The sequence below is a fragment of the Paractinoplanes brasiliensis genome, from assembly GCF_004362215.1.
GTDB classification, from domain to species: Bacteria; Actinomycetota; Actinomycetes; order Mycobacteriales; family Micromonosporaceae; genus Actinoplanes; species Actinoplanes brasiliensis.
Genome location: NZ_SNWR01000001.1, coordinates 3067807 through 3084324, shown reverse-complemented (window position 1 = coordinate 3084324; position 16518 = coordinate 3067807). Strand labels below are relative to the sequence as shown.

Sequence of the window (16518 nt, the reverse complement as noted above, 5' to 3'; positions counted from 1 at the left end):
AGTGTTATGCCTGAACCAGGGCCTTCTGAAGGACGTGGGCGTTGAGCTCGATCAGGTCGGGGCGTCCGGTCAGCCAGTCGGCCAGCTCGCGGACCGAGATCGGCTCGTCGCCGAAGTGGCCGACGATCGCCTCGATGAGCTTCCAGTCGTCCTCGGTGTCGAGCGTGAGCCGCAGGTGCGACAGGTCGGGCTGCATGGTCAGCCCGATCACGTCGAAGTCGTCGGCGTGCGTGTAGATGTACGACGTCACGTGGGTGCGGTGGTGCTCGGTGGCCAGCGCGTCCACCGCCCGCAGCACCGGCGTGCGCACGACCTCGACGTCGAGCCCGCGCGGCAGCGTACGGGTGATGGAAGTGGTCATGTAGTCGACGCCGGCCGCGGTGAACACGCGGTGGGCCAGCGCGACCAGGTGCGGGTCGAGCAGCGGGCAGTCGGCCGTGAACCGCATGACGACGTCGCTCTCGTGCTGGTCGAGCACGCCCAGGAACCGGGTCAGCACATCGTCGACCGGGCCGCGGGTGCACGGGATGCCGATCGCGGCGCACTCGGCCACGACCGCGTCGTCGGCCGGCTCGATCGTGGTCGCGACGACCAGGGTGTCCAGCACGCCGCTCTGCTGGGCGGCCCGGACCACACGCTCGAGGACACTGCGGCCCCCGAGCTTGCGCAGCACCTTGCCGGGAAGGCGCGAAGAGCCCATCCGGGCCTGGATGATGCCGAGGGTTGTCATTTAAGTCCTTTTCGAAGGCGATTCCGTGCCTTGCGGGCTACCCCGTAGCCGATCTTCACAACGCGGTAACCCACCTTGCCGGTGAAGATCTCGGCCTGCTTGCGGAGCTTGGCCAGCTCCTTGTCCCGCTTGTTGAGCTCGCGTTCGTACCACTGGGCGCGGGAGGTCGCGTCGGCGATCTGCCGGCGCAGCGCGCGCAGCTGCTCCTCGTGCTCGCGGCGGGAGTCGGGCAGGGGGAGTTCGTCCTCCGCCGGGACGGGCGGGACGTCGTCGGGCAGGCCGGCGGCGCCGTGGAGGACCGAGGTGAGCGTGGTCAGATCGGTGGCGGCGGGCCAGGGGTGTGCGTAGCCCCCACCGAGGAGCGTCTGGGCGAACCGGCGGATCACGTCGGTCTGCGGGGGAATGCTGGGGTCGAGCACGGCGAACGTGTCGTGGTGGACGACGACGTTGTCGGCGGTGGCGTGAGGCTGCGCGGCGGCCCAGCCGGTGAGCAGTCGCCGCAGGAGGGGCAGGTCGTGGCGCAGGGCCGCGCCGAGCAGCAGTTCCTCGAGCAGACGGCCGGTGGGCAGTGGTCCGTTCAGCACATCGGGGGCGTCGCGCAGCACGCGGCGGACCCAGGCGCCGTCGGGGCCGGGCGCGATCTCGACGACCGGGCCGTCACCGGCCAGCACGGGCGGCAGGTTGAGCACGGCCGCGGGGCGGGGCGCGCGGTGGGCGACCACCAGCCAGGAGGCGGCGAACTCCGCCCCCAGGCCGCCTCGCACGGCGGCGGCGGCGAGCCGGCGCGGGTCGCTGAGAACAGGCTTGTCCGTGTAAGCCCGTCCGACCGCCCCCGCGGCCACAGCGGCCAGCACGTCGGCCGGACCGTCCTGCAGCGCGTTGGGCGTGGCGATCAGGGTGGGGGTCTCGGGCACCGGCCAGACCGAGCCCAGCCAGTCGATCGCCAGGCCCTCGGCGGAGAGCTTGCCGGCCAGCCGGGTCGGGTTCCCGGGCTTGGTGTCGAACTCGCCGAGCGGGCGCCACGCGCTGTCGGCCTGGGCCGAGGTGTGGGTCGCCGGGTCGACCAGGCGGTGCACGCCGAGCTCATTTTCCACGGCCAGCAGCAGCGTGCCGCCGGGGCGCAGGGCCCGCTTGAGCGCCTGCAGGCTCGCGGCCCAGTCGAGCTGCTCGTTCTCGACCGAGCAGAGCCGGTCGACCCCGTCGAGGGCGACGATCACGTCGTACTTCTCGGCGTCGGGCAGTTTCACCAGCGTCCCGCAGAGCACCGTGAGGCCGCGGGCGTCGAGCGCGATCGCCTCGGGCTCGGAGCGCACCAGGCAGGTCACGTTCGCCCGGGCGGCCACCGCGTCGATCAGCTCGTCGGTGTGCGGGCCGGCGACCAGCACGTCGACGCCGGCCGGAAGCTGCTCGGCCACGTGACCGAAGAGGGCGCCCCCGGCTCGCGGGCGGTCCTCGGTGAATGAGGGCATCTCGCCCCCGATCATCTCCATCATGCGGGCACTGCCTCCGTCTCGGCGGCGGACTGGGCAGTGTAATACCCCGTCCAGCCGAGCATTGCGCGCAGCTCCGCAGGTGACGCCAGGTAGCCGTCTCCCAACTCGCTGAGGGCGGTGGCGCGGGCGGCCGCCGGATCGAGCTGCTTACCGTGCAGCTCGGGCCAGTTCCGCCGGACGCGGTCGGCGGTGGGCCGGTGTTCCTTGTCGAGGTGCATCGGGTCGCCGTAGACGGCGCCCTCGCAGCCCGCCGCGATGCCGTGGAAGACGGCGCTGCTCAGCCGGTTCGACGCCACGCGCTTGTGCCTGCGCAGCTCGGCGAGCTGCTTGTCGAGGAAGTCGATGTCGGTGTCGCGCCACTGGAAGCCGCGGTAGCCGTGGCAGATGACCCGGCCGTACTTCTCGTACGAGGCGCGGACGGCGTCGTTGCGGTACTCCTGCCAGTAGAGGCAGAAGGTCACCGGGCCGCTCTCGGTTTCCATGATCTCTTCGACCTGCCGCTCGTGGTCGCCCGCGATGTGCTGGCCCTCCCACCCGTGGAACGGGTAGAAGATCGTGCCCTCGCGGGCGGCTTCCTCTGCCGGGGTGGGCGACGGCCGCATGGTCAGCAGGTAGAGAAACGGAGCGCCGACGACCGTGGCCTGCCGGCGCCCCATGGACCAGGCTCGCCGCCTGGTCTGTTCGGAGTAGACGAAGATGGGCCGGCCCGGCACGTAAGGCGTGCCGCCGCCGAGCCCGTCGACCACGTTCCACCCGTGCTGCAGGTAGCCGTTGATCCGGGGTGGATGCTCCCGATCCAACCCGCAGTACTCGGCCATGATGTGCGCGTGGCCGTAGAAGTGGTTGGCGTGGTGCACCCGCTAGCTCCCGAGGATGGTGTGCAGCGTCTCCACGACACGGTCCTGGTCGGCGTCGGAGAGATCGACGAAGAGCGGCAACGATAGCTGTTCAGCGTAGAACGTCTCCGCCACGGGGCACATGCCGCGCCGATATCCCAGGTCGGTGAAGACCGGGTGCCAGTACACCGGGATGTAGTTGACCTGCACGCCGATGCCGGCCGCACGCATCCGCTCGAAGACCTCACGCCGTCGACCGTCCAACACCCGTACGGGATAAAGGTGACGCAGCGGGTCGACGCCCTCACGCTGGATCGGCAGCCGCAGCCCGGGAACGCCGGCCAGCAACTCGTCGTAGCGGGCCGTGAGCTGCTGACGGCGGGCCTTGAAGGCGGCCAGCCGCTTGAGCTGGGAACTGCCCAGGGCGCAGAGCACGTCGGGCAGCCGGTAGTTGTTGCCGAACTCGTGCACCTCGTAGAACCAGGCGCCCTCGTCGGGGTGCCGCAGGTCTTCCCGCACGACCCCGATGGTGCGGAACGTGCGCGCCCGCTGCAGCAGGTCGGGCCGGATCGATGCGACCGCGCCACCCTCGGCCGTGGTCATGTTCTTGGTGGGGAAGAACGAGAAGGTCGTCAGGTCAGCCAGGCTGCCGACCGGACGGCCGTGCACGGTCGAGCCGATCGAGTGGGCCGCGTCGCCGATCAGCACCGCGCCGACGCCTTCGGCGACCTTGCGGAGCGCGTCGTAGTCGGCCGGGTGCCCGGCGTAGTCGACCGCGCCGATCGCCTTGGTCCGCGGGGTGACCGCCGCCTCGACGGCGGCCGGGTCGATGTTCGCCGTCTCGTCCTCGATGTCGGCAAAGACGATCTTGGCGCCGAGCAGCGACGCGGCCGACGCAGTCGCGACGAAAGTCATCGGCGTGGTGACGACCTCGTCGCCCGTGGTCACGCCGGCCGCCGCGTACGCCGTGTGCAGTGCCGTCGTGCCGTTGGTGACGGTCACCGCGGGGGCGCCGGCGACGGCCTCGATGTCGGCCTCGAACTGCGCGACCCTGGGGCCGGTGGTCAGCCAGTCGCTGCCCAGGGCGGCGACGACCGCCTCGACATCGGACTGGTCGATCGACTGCCGCCCGTACGGCAGCATCAGTTCTCCTCGAGCAGCTTGCGCATGTCCTCGACGGAGAGCCAGAGGTCGTTGTTGTCGGAGCGGTAGTTGAAGCCGTCCGGCACCTCTTCGCCGCCCTCGGGGGTCTCGTAACCCCAGCTCGCGACGACCGGCTGCACCACGTAGCGGTCGGGGAAGCGCAGCGTGCGGCGGCTGTCGTCGGAGGCGATCATTTCCTCGTGGAGCTTCTCGCCCGGCCGGACGCCCATCTCGTGGGTGGCCGAGTTCGGCGCGACCGCCTCGACCAGGTCGAGGATGCGCATGCTGGGGATGCGCGGCACGAACAGCTCGCCACCCTGCATGGTGTCGAACGAGTCGACGACGAACTTCACGGCCTGGGGGAGCGTGATCCAGAAGCGGGTCATGCGCTTGTCGGTGATCGGCAGGCTCTTGCCCTCGGCGGCGAGCTTGCGGAACAGGGGGACGACCGAGCCGCGGCTTCCCATAACGTTTCCGTAACGAACCACCGCGAGGCGGGTCGGGTGGGTGGCGGCGTAGTGGTTGCCGGCGATGAAGAGCTTGTCGGCCACGAGCTTGGTCGCGCCGTACAGGTTGATCGGGCTCGACGCCTTGTCGGTGGAGAGCGCGACGACCTTCTTGACGCCCTTGTCGATCGCGGCGTCGATCACGTTCTGTGATCCGTTGATGTTGGTCTCGACGAACTCGGACGGGTTGTACTCGGCCGTGTCGACCTGCTTGAGTGCGGCGGCGTGCACGACGTAGTCGATGTTGTGCATGGCGCGTTCCAGGCGGGCCTTGTCCCGGATGTCGCCCAGGAAGAAGCGCAGCCGCGAGTCGTCGCCGAACATCTGCCGGACCTCGTACTGCTTCAGCTCGTCCCGGGAGAACACGACGATGCGCTGCGGGTCGAGATGGGTCAGGGCGTAGTTGAGAAACGCCTTCCCGAACGACCCGGTGGCACCGGTGACCAGGATCGATGATCCGCTGAGTACAGACACTTTGATTTCTCCCGGGGGGTGGGACAGGACGGCGGTACGAGCCGGAAGCATAACCAGCCGACCAGCAGATTTCTGGACCAACCCAGAACACAAACCTTAGTTAACCTGGCGTTCGGCTAGCATTGCCCATCAGTAAACCGCGTACGACGAGGTTGAGAATCCTCTGTTCACCCGGCCCTTTGGAGTACCCCTGTGAGTGACCTGCAGAGACTGCGCGAGGCGTTCCGCACGGCGCTGGACCTTCCGGCGGATGCGCCCGTGGACGACCTGCAATACCAGGACAACGAGAAGTGGGATTCCCTCGCTCACATGTCCCTCGTGGCCGCCATCGAGGACGAGTTCTCCGTGATGATTGACACAGACGACGTCATCAACATGTCGAGCTTCACCGAGGCGACCCGCATCCTCGGTAAGTACGGGGTTGACTTCAATGAGTGATCGGGTGGCCCTGGTAACAGGCGCCTCCCGGGGAATCGGTCGGGCCACCGCAACGCGTCTCGCGGAGCAGGGGCACGACCTCGTGCTGCACGGCCACGGCGCCGAGGCGGTGGCGGCCGTCGCCGAGGAACTCGCCGGCAAGTATGGCGTAACCGCCCTCAGCGGTCACGGTGACATTGCCGACCCGGCCACCAGCAAGGCGCTCGTGCAGCTGGCCTTCCAGAACTTCAAGCGCCTGGACGCGCTGGTCGTCAACGCGGGCACGCACGCGGCCGGCATGCTCGGCATGACCGACGACGCGACGATCGAGCGCCTGTTCGCGGTGAACTCCGCCGGTGCGGTCTACACGCTGCGTGGCGCCGCCCGCCTGCTGGCCCGGGGCAAGAGCCCGGCCGTCGTCCTGGTCTCGTCGATCACCGCCTCGCGGGGCATCGCCGGCCAGGCGGTCTACTCGGCCTCCAAGGCGGCCGTGGCCGCGCTGGCCCGCTCGGCCGCCAAGGAGCTCGGCAAGCAGGGCATCCGGGTCAACGCCGTCGAGCCCGGCTTCATCGCCACCGACATGCTCGACACTCTCGACGAAAAAGGACGCGAGGAACGCATCGCCGACACGGCCCTGGGCCGGCTGGGCGAGCCCGGCGAGGTCGCCGACGTGATCGCGTTCCTCCTCTCCGAGCAGGCCCGGTTCGTGACCGGCCAGGTGCTCGGGGTCGACGGAGGACTGACGCTGTGAACCTGCTCCACCCCGGTGCCCGCGTCGTGGACGCGGCCACCGGCGAGACGCTGACCGAAGACATGATCGAGGCGGCGGCCGCGGCCCTGGCCTCCGAGCCGGGCGGGGTGGTGTTTCACCCGTTCGAGACGACCCTGCCGTCGATCGCCCGCTATCTTGCGGCGTTCCGGCTGGGTCGTCCCGTCGTTCTGCTCGACCCCGACGGCGATCACATCGAGTTGATCGAGCGCTTCACCACCACCGAGGTGCACCCCGACCTGGCCCTGCTGCTGACCACCAGCGGCTCGACCGGCAACCCGAAACTGGTGCGGCTGTCCCGTGACGCCGTACGGACGAACGCCGAGCAGATCACCCAGGTCCTCGACATCACGCCGGACTCGGTCGCCATCACGACGCTCCCGCTCTTCTACTCGTACGGGATGTCGGTCCTCAACTCGTACCTGCTGAGCGGCGCGACCGTGGTGCTCGAGCGCACCGGCATCATGCAGCGCGACTTCTGGACCGCGGTCAACGAGCACGGCGTCACGTCGATGGCGTTCGTGCCCTATCAGTACGAAATGCTGCGCCGGCTCCGCTTCGACCCGGCCAAGTATCCGACGCTGCGCACCCTGACCCAGGCCGGCGGCCGCCTGCGGGCCGACCTGGTGACCGATTTCGCGCAGCGGATGGCGACCGTCGGCGGCCGGTTCTACGTGATGTACGGCCAGACCGAGGCCGCCCCGCGCATGGCGACACTGCCCCCCGAGCGCCTGGAGGAGAAGGCCGGCTCGGTCGGCCTGGCCCTGCCCGGCGGCGCCTTCGCCATCGAGGACGACGAAGTCGTCTATCGCGGGCCGAACGTGATGATGGGCTACGCCGACACGGCGGCCGATCTCGCGCTGGGCGACGTGCAGGGTGGCGTGCTGCACACCGGTGACCTCGGTCGCATCGACGACGAGGGTTTCCTGTTCATCACCGGCCGCACCAAGCGGATGGGAAAGGTCTTCGGCGTCCGGATCAACCTGGACGACGTGGAGAAGAACTTCCCGGTGGCCGCCGTGGCCGGCGACGACAAGCTGCAGGTCTTCGCCGAGGGCATTTCGGACGACGAGGCGCGCGGGCTGCGCACCAAGATCTCCGAGTGGCTCGGGACACATTTCTCCGGCGTCGTAGTGCGTAGTGTTGAGTCGCTGCCGCTGCTTCCCAACGGCAAGATCGACTATCGGGCGCTGGAGTCTTCGTTGTGAGTGTCTTCACCCTGCCTCAGGCGGCGAAGGAGGAGGTCCTGCTCAAGGAGCTCTCCGCGCTGACCGAGCATCACCGGGAGAACTGCGAGCCGTATTCGCGGATCCTCGCCGCCTCCGGTTACGAGCCGGCGACCTCCGTCGCTCAGCTGCCCTGGCTGCCGGTGCGCCTGTTCAAGAACCTCGAGCTCAAGAGCATCCCGGACGACGAGGTGTACAAGGTCCTCACGTCCAGCGGCACCACCGGCGCCGAGGTCAGCAAGATCTACCTCGACAAGGCGGCGGCCGCCGAGCAGACCCGCAAGCTGGGCGCCACCGTGCAGACCGTGCTCGGCCCCAAGCGGCTGCCGATGATCCTGGTCGACACCAAGGCGATGCTGAAGGACCGCAAGTCGTTCAGCGCCCGCGGCGCCGGGGTGCTCGGCATGTCGAACTTCGGGCGTAACCATGTCTGGGCGCTCGACAACGAGGGCCACGTCGACGTCGAGGCGCTCCGGGGCTTCCTCGAGCAGTACGGCGACGAGCCGTTCCTCATCTTCGGCTTCACCTACCTGGTCTGGCTGCACCTCTACGAGGTCGCCAAGGACAACGGTCTCGACCTCAGCAACGGCATCCTGATCCACTCGGGCGGCTGGAAGAAGCTGGTCGACCAGGCCGTCTCGCCCGAGGAGTTCCGCAACCGCCTGGCCGGTGTCGGGCTGACCAAGGTGCACAACTACTACGGCATGATCGAGCAGATCGGCACGATCTTCCTCGAGGGGCCGAACGGGGGCTCGCTCTACTGCCCCGACTTCGCCGACGTGGTGATCCGCGACCCCGAGACCTGGGCCGAGCAGCCGGTCGGCAAGCCCGGCCTGATCGAGGTCATCAGCACGCTGCCGACGTCCTACCCCGGCCACGTGCTGCTCACCGAAGACCTCGGCGTCGTGCACGGTGTCGACGACGGCGACTGGCCCGGCAAGCGGTTCTCGGTGCTCGGCCGGCTCCCGCGGGCCGAGGCGCGTGGCTGCTCCGACACGTACAGGGAGGCGGCGTGATCCAGTACCGTTTCGGTGTCGAGGGTGACCTGACCGCCCCCTCCGACGACCGGCTCACCGTCGGCGACCCCCGCGTCATCGACTTCCTGAGCAAGCTGGCCCGCAAGCTGCTGGCCCCGGCCGTCGCGCGGCGCCACCCCGAGCTGGGCTCGCTCGGCTTCTTCCTGCGCCCGGCCGAGTTGCACCGCACCGTCGAGCACATGCGCTCACGCGACGCGCTGGTGTTCCCGCGCGGCAACGTCTTCCACATCCCGCCGGCCAACGTCGACACGATCTTCGTGTATTCGTGGGCGCTGTCCGCGCTGGCCGGGAACCACAACGTCGTACGGATCTCGGAGCGCTCGGCCACCGCGGCCGACACGATCCTCACCGCGCTCAACGAGGTGCTGGCCGACGCCGACCCGGTGATCGCCCGCACCCAGCGCATGATCACGTACGGGCGGGACGACAAGGTCACCGCCGCGCTCAGCCAGTGGGCCGACCTGCGCGTCATCTGGGGCGGCGACTCGGCCGTCGAGGCGATCCGCAAGCACCCGCTGCGCCCCTCGGCCCGCGACCTCACCTTCCCCGACCGTACGTCGTGGGCGGCGCTCTCGGCCGACGGCTGGCGCGCGGCCGACCCGGCCAAGCGGCGCGCCGCGGTGCTCGGGTTCACCAACGACTCGTACTGGTTCGACCAGGCCGCGTGCTCCTCACCTCGTACGGTCTTCCTGGTGGGCGAGAACACCGACGACGTGCGGGCCGAGTTCGTCGAGCTGCTGCTGAGCATGGTCGGCGAGCGCGGCTGGGAAATCGACGCGGCGATGGCCGTCGAGAAGCGCGTCAACGCGTACGGGATGGCCGCGACCGGCGCGATCTCGGCGATGGAGTTCCCGGCGAACTCGGTCACCGCGATGTCGCTGATCACCGTCCCGGACGCGCCGCGCCGCTGGATCGGCGCCGGGGCCTTCCCGTTCGCCGAGGTCGGCTCCCTGCTCGAGCTGGTGCCCGCGATGAACCGGCAGGACCAGACGTTCAGCCACTTCGGATTCACCAGCGAGCAGCTGCGCGAGTTCGCGCTGGCCCTGGGCGGCCGCGGCGTCGACCGGATCGTCCCGTTCGGTCAGGCGCTCACGTTCGGCTCCATCTGGGACGGCTACGACCTGCCGCGCGAGTTCACCCGGTTGACGACTCTCGTAGAGTGACGGCCGTGCTCGATACCGCCGAGGCGGCGCCCGTCGCGACGCCTTCGGCGGATCCTTCGCCACGCCCGGCCCCGGCCCGCCGCCGCCTGCGGTGGCCCCTCGCGATCCTGCCCTGGGTCTTCCCGGCCGTCGCGCTCGTCCTGGCCCTGCTGAACACGGGTGTCCCGGGCCGGGACATCGCGCTCTACGCGTTCTACTTCGCGGTCGACATCGTGCTGCCCGGCACCCTGATCCACCGTTGGGTGCGGGGCAGCCGGGGCAACGTGCCCGAGGATCTCGGCCTCGGCGCCGCCACCGGCCTGCTGATCATGCTGGGCGGCTGGGCGCTGTGCGCGTTCCTCGGCACCCAGGTTCTGCTGCCGTGGTGGCCGGCGCTGCTGGTCGTGCCGTTCCTGGCCGTTCCCCGGCTGCACAAACACTGGCGGGTGAGCCGGCCCCGCCCGTTGCCGCTGCGCTGGTCGTGGATCGTCGCCGCCGGTCTGGTGCTGCTGGTCGGCGCCCAGTACCCCAGCTGGACGGACACGCCGCTGCCGCCCGCCGGGGGCGCGATCTATCAGGACCTCTGGTATCACCTGGCGCTTGTCCACGAGATGACGCGTTCGATGCCGTTCCAGGTGCCGCAGATGGCCGGCGACTCGCTGACCTATCACTACCTCTCCGACGCCGACATCGCCGTCGCCTCGATGATCACCAAGATCGACCCGGCCGTCGTGCTGCTGCGGCTGTGGATCGTGCCGGTGGCGGCGACCGGGGTCCTGGTCACGGCCGCGCTGACCCGCTCGCTCAGCGGCAAATGGTGGGCCGGAGCACTGGGCGGGGTGGTCGCGATCCTGGGGCTGCCGATGCTGCTCGGGGCGGCCACCACGCCACTCGGCGTCAACCCGGTCAGCCCGTACAGCCCCTCCCAGACGTACGCGATCCCGCTGCTGGCGCTTCTGGTGATCCTCGCCGTCGACGTGTTGCGGGGCCGCGCCCTGGGCTGGTCCTGGCTGATGGTCTTCCCGCTCGCCCTGGCCTGCGCCGGCGCCAAGTCGAGCGCGCTGCCGCCGTTCCTGGCCGGGCTGCTCGCCGCGGTCGTGCTCGTCGCTTTCCGTTACCGCCGCCGTCTGCTGCCCACCCTCGCGCTGCTGGGTCTCACGCTGGCGGCCGTGGCGCTCGGTTTCCGGCTCTTCGCCGGTGGCGGGGCCGGCACCCTGGGTTTCCAGCCGCTCGCCATCCTGTACTGGGTGGTGCCGTACCGCCAGACGATCGGTTATCAGGACGTCATCGACAAGAACATCCTGATCCCGTACGGGGTGGAGCACACCGGCACGGCGGGCCGCGCCTTCATCGCCGGGGTGCTGATCTGGTGGCTGATCATGCAGGCGCCGCGCACGCTGGCCGTGGCCGGCCTCGTCGCCCGGCCCACCCGCACCGAGCCGGCGATGTGGCTGCTGGCCGGCATGACCACTGCCGGCGCCGGGGCGACGTTCCTGCTCTGGCACCCGTCGGCCAGCCAGATCTACTTCTACATCAGCGCGGCGCCGTTCGGCACGGTCGCGGTCGCGTGGATCATGGCCGCGACCGCGCGCAGCTGGCGACCGGTGCTGGCCGGGGTGCTGGCCGGCGGCATCTGGGCGCTGATCATCCCGCAGATGTATGTGCCGCAGGTCGACCGGGTGGTCCGCTGGGCCCTGATCCTGGCCGAACCCCTCGTCCGTACGACGATCGTGGCTGTCTGCGTGGCAGCGATCGCGCTGATCCTGCGCCGCGTCTTCACCGGCCGCACCCCATGGCGGGCGCTCCCGGCCGGCATCCTGGCCGCGGTGCTCGGCGCCGGGCTGATCGGCGGGGCCCAACGCCAGTTCGACCAGGTCGACGCGGCTCTGTCCGGCGTCCCCGCGCCCGTCGAGGACGACCCCGGCAAGCTCATCGAGCCCGAGGAGATGCTGGCCGCGCAATGGCTGGCCGCCAACACCGGCCGGGACGACGTGGTCGCCACCAACGTGCACTGCACGCCGATCGACTGGACCTCCGGCTGCGACGCCCGCGCGTTCTGGGTGGCCGGGCTGGGTGGGCGCCGGACGGTCATCGAGAGCTGGGGCTACACCGATGAGGCGGTCGCCCTCGACGGGGTGAACGGTGAGCGCTACATGCGGCAGCCGGCCCCCGACTTCGAGCGCTACATGCTCAACGAGAAGGTCTTCGCGAACGGCCAGGAGGCCGACATCGAGGAGATGAAACGCCTGTACGACGTGAAGTGGCTGTTCGCCGACGACCGGGCGGCCGGCATCGTCTCGTCCAACCTCGCGCGGGTGGCCAAGGTCCGCTTCACGTCCGGCCCGGTGACGATCTACGAGTTGCCCTGACCCTTACGGTGGGGTTAACCCTACCGTCGATCCGGCGGCGAGCAGGATCGGAACGGAGCCCGCCGATGCCTAGCGTCAAGGACATGACGACGTACGCCTCCCCGACCCAGCGCTCCCCGCTTGTGCGCCTGGCCCGCCAGGTCGGCATCGACACGCAGTACGTGCTGATCGGGTTCCCGATCGGCATCCTTACCGTCTCGCTGTTCTCGGCCCTGTTCTGGACCGGTGTCGGCACCTTGATCATCTGGGTCGGCCTGCCGATCCTGGTGGCCACGCTGGTGACGGCCCGCGGCTTTGCGACGCTTGAGCGGGCCCGCATCGGCCCGGTCTTCGGCCAGAAGGTGCCGCACCCCTATTACAAGAAGGCCCCGGCCGGCGCGAGCCCGTTGCGCAAGACGCTGACGCCGCTGAGCGACGGTCAGACCTGGCTCGACATGCTGCACGGCATGTTCCGGTTCATCCCCAGCACGATCTCGTTCAGCCTGGTCGTCACCTGGTGGGCGGGCGCGCTCGGCGGGCTCACGGTCGTGCTCTGGGACTGGTCGATCCCGCACCCGCCGGACAATCAGGACCTGCCCGAGCTGCTCGGCATGGGCGACGGTACAGCCACCCGCCTGCTCTTCTACTTCGCCTGCGGCGTCTTCTTCGCCGGCACGCTCTACCCCGTGGTCCGCGCCTCCGCGCTGCTCGAGGCGTACTTCGCCCGCGCTCTGCTCAACGGCGTGAACGACCTGCGCGAGCAGGTGGCCGAGGCCAACGCGGCCCGCGAGGTGGCCCAGCAGCAGAAGGCGGCCGCCGTCTCGGCCGAGGCCACCGCGCTGCGCCGGCTCGAACGCGACATCCACGACGGGCCGCAGCAGCGCCTGGTGCGCCTGGCCATGGACCTGGGCCGGGCCGAGCAGCAATTCGCCACCGACCCCGAGGCGGCCCGCGCCACCGTGGCCGAGGCCTTGACCCAGACCCGCGAGACGCTCGACGAGCTGCGCGCCCTGTCCCGCGGCATCGCCCCGCCGATCCTGGTCGACCGCGGCCTGCAGGCCGCACTGACCGCCCTGGCGAGCCGCTGCACCATCCCGGTCGACCTGGACGCGCCGGTCGCCGAGCGGCTCGAGCCGGCCGTCGAGTCGACCGCCTACTTCGTCGTGGCCGAGGCCCTGACCAACGTCGCCAAGCACAGCTACGCCAACGAGGTGCACGTCAGCGTCCGCCGCAACGTCAGCGGCCTGCTGGTCTCGATCGCCGACGACGGCGTGGGCGGCGCCAGCCTGGCCAAGGGCCACGGGCTGGCCGGGCTCGACGACCGGGTCCGGGCTGCGGGCGGGGTGCTCGACGTCGACAGCCCGGCCGGCGGAGGGACGAGGCTCACCGCGGCCCTGCCCGTGTGAATCCCGGAGATCTGACAGCATGACCTGATGCGAGTGGTGATTGCCGACGACGCGGTGCTGTTGCGTGAGGGACTCGTCAGGCTCGTCGAGGAGAACGGCCACACCGTGGTGGCGGCCGTCGGCGACGGGCCTTCCCTCGTGTCCGCGATCGCCGGGCACAAGCCGGACGTGTCCATCGTGGACGTCCGCATGCCGCCCTCGCACACCGACGAGGGGCTCCGGGCCGCGGTGGAGGCGCGCGGCCTGGTGCCCGGCACCCCGATCCTGGTGCTTTCGCAATACGTCGAGGTGTCCTACGCCGACGACCTGCTGGCCGACCGCATGGGCGCGGTCGGCTATCTGCTCAAGGACAGGGTGTCCCAGGTCGCCGAGTTCCTCGACGGGCTGCGCCGGGTGGCCGGCGGGGGCACGGTGCTCGACCCCGAGGTGGTCAGCCAGCTGCTCGTACGCCGTCGCCGCGACGACCCGCTGCGGGCGCTGACCCCGCGCGAGCGTGAGGTGCTGGGACTGATGGCCGAGGGCATGTCGAACACCGCGATCGCCCGCAAGCTCGTGGTCACCGAGGGCGCGGTCGAGAAGCACGTACGCAACATCTTCACCAAGCTGGCCCTGCACCAGGACGACGAGCAGCACCGCCGCGTCATGGCGGTGCTGGCCTACCTCCAGGGGTAGGGGTAACCCCACCATCGATACGCGGGGCAGCGGGATCGATCGGTGCGGCCGCTCTTCATAGCGTCGTTGCCATGGAGAACCCCGGAGAAGTCAAGGGAATCGCGGCCCGCGCCGCGTTGTGGAGCGCCCGCCATCGGACGCTCGCGATCCTCGGATGGATCGCCTTCGTCATCGCTGTCACCGTCCTCAGCGGACAGTTCGGAACGGTCGAGGCCACCGGCGCCGACCAGGGTCACGGAGACAGCAGGAAAGCCGACCGGATCGTCGAGGCGGCCGGCTTCCCGGAGCGGCCGGCCGGCGAGATGGTCATCGTGCAGAACCGGGCGGGCGACGACCGTACGGCCGCGGTCGCCGACGTGACGGCGGGGCTGAAGAAGACCAAGGACGTCATCGACGTCCAGAAGCCGATCGTGTCGCCCGACGGCCGTTCCTCGCTGGTCACCTTCGCCATCGCCGGTGACGCCGAGGACGCCTCCGAGCGGGTGCAGCCCTCGCTCGACACGGTTGCCCGCGTGCAGGCCGCGCACCCCGATCTCTACATCGCGCAGGGCGGCGACGCCAGCGGCGACAAGCTGATCGGCGACAAGCTCGACCAGGGCCTCAACACCCTCGGGTTGCTCTCGATCCCGGTCACCCTCGGCATCCTGCTGGTCGCCTTCGGCGCGGTCGTCGCCGCGCTGCTGCCCGTCCTGCTCGCCATCATGGCCGTGGTCGCGGCGATGGGCCTCCTGGCCTTCGCGAGCCACCTGGCGCCGACCGTCGACACCACCGCCCACGTCATGCTGCTGGTGGGCCTGGCCGTCGGCGTCGACTACTGCCTTTTCTACATCCGCCGGGAGCGTGACGAGCGCCGCAACGGCGCCGACCCGCACCGCGCCCTGGTGATCGCGGCGCAGACCTCGGGCCGCTCGATCTGGATCTCCGGTCTCACCGTGATCGTCGCGATGGCCGGCATGTTCCTCACGTACGACACGACGTTCGTCAGCTTCGCCGTCGGCACGATCCTGGTCGTCGCGACGGCCGTGCTCGGCTCGCTGACCGTTCTCCCAGCGTTGCTCTCGGCGCTGGGGGACAGGGTCGACGCTATCAAGATCCCAGGGCTCTATCGGCGCCGCAGCGACGGCCGGCTCTGGAACGGTTTCCTGCGCCTGGTGCTGGCCAAGCCGCTGATCTCGGCCGTGCTGGCCGTGGGGGCGCTGGCCGTGCTGGCCGCCCCGATGCTCGACCTCAAGACCAAGGCCGAGGGGATCGAGGACCTGCCGGCCACGGCGCCGATCGTGCAGGCGTACAAGGCGGTCGACGAGGCCTTCCCCAGTGAGACCGCGCCTGTCGAGGTGGTGGTCGAGGCGCCGTCGGTGCGTACGCCGGCGTTCGAGGCCGCGGTCGCTCGCCTTCGTGCGGAGGTGGAGGCGAGCGACGGCCGTCTCGCCGGGCCCGTCGAGACGCGGATCAACCCGGCCGGGACGGTGGCGGTCGTGTCGTTCGGCATGGCCGATGACGCCGATCTGACCCGCCTGCGCGAGACGATCGTCCCGGCGGCCTTCGGCACCTTCACGGCCCTGGTCACCGGCCCGGCGGCGGGCGAGGCCGACTTCCACGCCCGGCTCGACGCCAGCATGCCGTGGGTGTTCGGCTTCGTCCTCGGACTCGCCTTCCTGCTGCTGCTCGTCTCGTTCCGGTCGGTTGTGGTGGCGATCACCGGGGTCGTCCTCAATTTGTTCTCGGTGGCCGCGGCGTACGGGATGCTGGTCTTCGTCTTCCAGTACGGCCACTTCGAGAGCCTGCTCGACTTCCAGGCCGCGGACGGGATCGTCAACTGGATGCCGTTGTTCCTGTTCATCATCCTGTTCGGGCTCTCGATGGACTACCACGTGTTCGTGCTCAGCCGGATCCGTGAGGGGCACGACCGGGGCCTGCCGACCAAGGTGGCGGTGCGCGAGGGCATCGGCCGCACGGCCGGTGTGATCACCAGCGCGGCGGTCGTCATGGTGGCGGTGTTCGCGCTGTTCGCGACGCTGCCGCTGGCCTCGACCAAGCAGCTCGGCATCGGCCTGGCCGCCGCGGTGCTGCTCGACGCGACGATCATCCGGGCCGTCCTGCTGCCGGCCGTGATGGCGCTGCTGGGCGAGAAGAACTGGTGGCTGCCGAGGTGGCTGGGCTGGCTGCCGCAGATCGCGCACGAGCCGCCGGCGCCCGTCGTCACCGACCGTGACGACCGGGAACCTGAGCTGGCCGCGGTTTAGCGGGAGGGTGGTGGGCCGGGGCGCACGTGGCGGCGTCCACCCCGGCCCGGTTCAGAAGTGTCCACTGTAGGCGGCG

General features: G+C 70.1%; 14 protein-coding genes. 9 read left to right on the top strand and 5 right to left on the bottom strand.

Going from position 1 to position 16518, the window contains the following annotated elements; genetic code table 11:
- Positions 1–4: 4 nt before the first annotated feature.
- The 5 genes from C8E87_RS13700 to pseB are packed head-to-tail and all read right to left on the bottom strand — an operon-like array spanning position 5 to position 5233.
- Positions 5–730 carry a cytidylyltransferase domain-containing protein gene (locus C8E87_RS13700; RefSeq protein ID WP_133873454.1) on the bottom strand — a complete coding sequence of 242 codons (726 nt, stop codon included), beginning with the start codon at positions 728–730 and terminating at the stop codon, positions 5–7.
- Positions 727–2223 carry a class I SAM-dependent methyltransferase gene (locus C8E87_RS13695; protein ID WP_133873453.1) on the bottom strand — a complete coding sequence of 499 codons (1497 nt, stop codon included), beginning with the start codon at positions 2221–2223 and terminating at the stop codon, positions 727–729. Before C8E87_RS13695 ends, C8E87_RS13700 begins: the two co-directional genes overlap by 4 nt.
- Complete coding sequence (locus C8E87_RS13690; RefSeq protein WP_133873452.1) at positions 2220–3080, bottom strand: hypothetical protein; 861 nt, start codon at positions 3078–3080, stop codon at positions 2220–2222. Before C8E87_RS13690 ends, C8E87_RS13695 begins: the two co-directional genes overlap by 4 nt.
- 3 nt (positions 3081–3083) lie before the next feature.
- Positions 3084–4202, bottom strand: a complete 1119-nt coding sequence (locus C8E87_RS13685) for a DegT/DnrJ/EryC1/StrS family aminotransferase (protein WP_133873451.1) — start codon at positions 4200–4202, stop codon at positions 3084–3086.
- Positions 4202–5233, bottom strand: coding sequence for a UDP-N-acetylglucosamine 4,6-dehydratase (inverting) (gene pseB, locus C8E87_RS13680; RefSeq protein WP_203720764.1), 1032 nt, complete (start codon positions 5231–5233; stop codon positions 4202–4204). Before pseB ends, C8E87_RS13685 begins: the two co-directional genes overlap by 1 nt.
- 141 nt (positions 5234–5374) lie before the next feature.
- On the opposite strand from pseB, the gene C8E87_RS13675 reads away from it, so the two are divergent.
- From C8E87_RS13675 to C8E87_RS13635, 9 genes are all read left to right on the top strand, one after another.
- Complete coding sequence (locus tag C8E87_RS13675; RefSeq protein ID WP_133873449.1) at positions 5375–5620, top strand: acyl carrier protein; 246 nt, start codon at positions 5375–5377, stop codon at positions 5618–5620.
- Positions 5613–6350: an SDR family NAD(P)-dependent oxidoreductase gene (locus C8E87_RS13670; RefSeq protein ID WP_133873448.1), complete on the top strand. Its 738-nt coding sequence runs from the start codon at positions 5613–5615 to the stop codon at positions 6348–6350. Before C8E87_RS13675 ends, C8E87_RS13670 begins: the two co-directional genes overlap by 8 nt.
- Entirely contained in the window at positions 6347–7576 is a 1230-nt protein-coding gene (locus C8E87_RS13665; protein ID WP_133873447.1) for an AMP-binding protein, read from the top strand. Before C8E87_RS13670 ends, C8E87_RS13665 begins: the two co-directional genes overlap by 4 nt.
- Positions 7573–8610: a LuxE/PaaK family acyltransferase gene (locus C8E87_RS13660; protein WP_133873446.1), complete on the top strand. Its 1038-nt coding sequence runs from the start codon at positions 7573–7575 to the stop codon at positions 8608–8610. Before C8E87_RS13665 ends, C8E87_RS13660 begins: the two co-directional genes overlap by 4 nt.
- Positions 8607–9794, top strand: a complete 1188-nt coding sequence (locus C8E87_RS13655) for an acyl-CoA reductase (protein WP_133873445.1) — start codon at positions 8607–8609, stop codon at positions 9792–9794. Before C8E87_RS13660 ends, C8E87_RS13655 begins: the two co-directional genes overlap by 4 nt.
- 5 nt (positions 9795–9799) lie before the next feature.
- The gene (locus tag C8E87_RS13650; RefSeq protein ID WP_133873444.1) at positions 9800–12142 is read left to right on the top strand and encodes a hypothetical protein; all 2343 of its coding nucleotides are present in this window, start codon (positions 9800–9802) and stop codon (positions 12140–12142) included.
- A 65-nt stretch (positions 12143–12207) separates the two neighbouring features.
- Complete coding sequence (locus C8E87_RS13645) at positions 12208–13527, top strand: sensor histidine kinase (protein WP_133873443.1); 1320 nt, start codon at positions 12208–12210, stop codon at positions 13525–13527.
- 27 nt (positions 13528–13554) lie between these two features.
- Positions 13555–14199 (top strand): LuxR C-terminal-related transcriptional regulator, encoded by a 645-nt coding sequence (locus C8E87_RS13640; protein WP_133873442.1) that lies wholly within the window; start codon positions 13555–13557, stop codon positions 14197–14199.
- A gap of 71 nt (positions 14200–14270) precedes the next feature.
- Complete coding sequence (locus C8E87_RS13635; protein ID WP_133873441.1) at positions 14271–16442, top strand: MMPL family transporter; 2172 nt, start codon at positions 14271–14273, stop codon at positions 16440–16442.
- Positions 16443–16518: the final 76 nt, after the last annotated feature.

What these genes read in the sequence shown, in the direction of transcription:
- C8E87_RS13700 (WP_133873454.1), bottom strand. Translation starts at nt 730, where the DNA reads ATGACAACCCTCGGCATCATCCAGGCCCGGATGGGCTCTTCGCGCCTT.
- C8E87_RS13695 (WP_133873453.1), bottom strand. Translation starts at nt 2,223, where the DNA reads ATGATGGAGATGATCGGGGGCGAGATGCCCTCATTCACCGAGGACCGC.
- C8E87_RS13685 (WP_133873451.1), bottom strand. Translation starts at nt 4,202, where the DNA reads ATGCTGCCGTACGGGCGGCAGTCGATCGACCAGTCCGATGTCGAGGCG.
- pseB (WP_203720764.1), bottom strand. Translation starts at nt 5,233, where the DNA reads ATGCTTCCGGCTCGTACCGCCGTCCTGTCCCACCCCCCGGGAGAAATC.
- C8E87_RS13670 (WP_133873448.1), top strand. Translation starts at nt 5,613, where the DNA reads ATGAGTGATCGGGTGGCCCTGGTAACAGGCGCCTCCCGGGGAATCGGT.
- C8E87_RS13645 (WP_133873443.1), top strand. Translation starts at nt 12,208, where the DNA reads ATGCCTAGCGTCAAGGACATGACGACGTACGCCTCCCCGACCCAGCGC.
- C8E87_RS13640 (WP_133873442.1), top strand. Translation starts at nt 13,555, where the DNA reads ATGCGAGTGGTGATTGCCGACGACGCGGTGCTGTTGCGTGAGGGACTC.
- C8E87_RS13635 (WP_133873441.1), top strand. Translation starts at nt 14,271, where the DNA reads ATGGAGAACCCCGGAGAAGTCAAGGGAATCGCGGCCCGCGCCGCGTTG.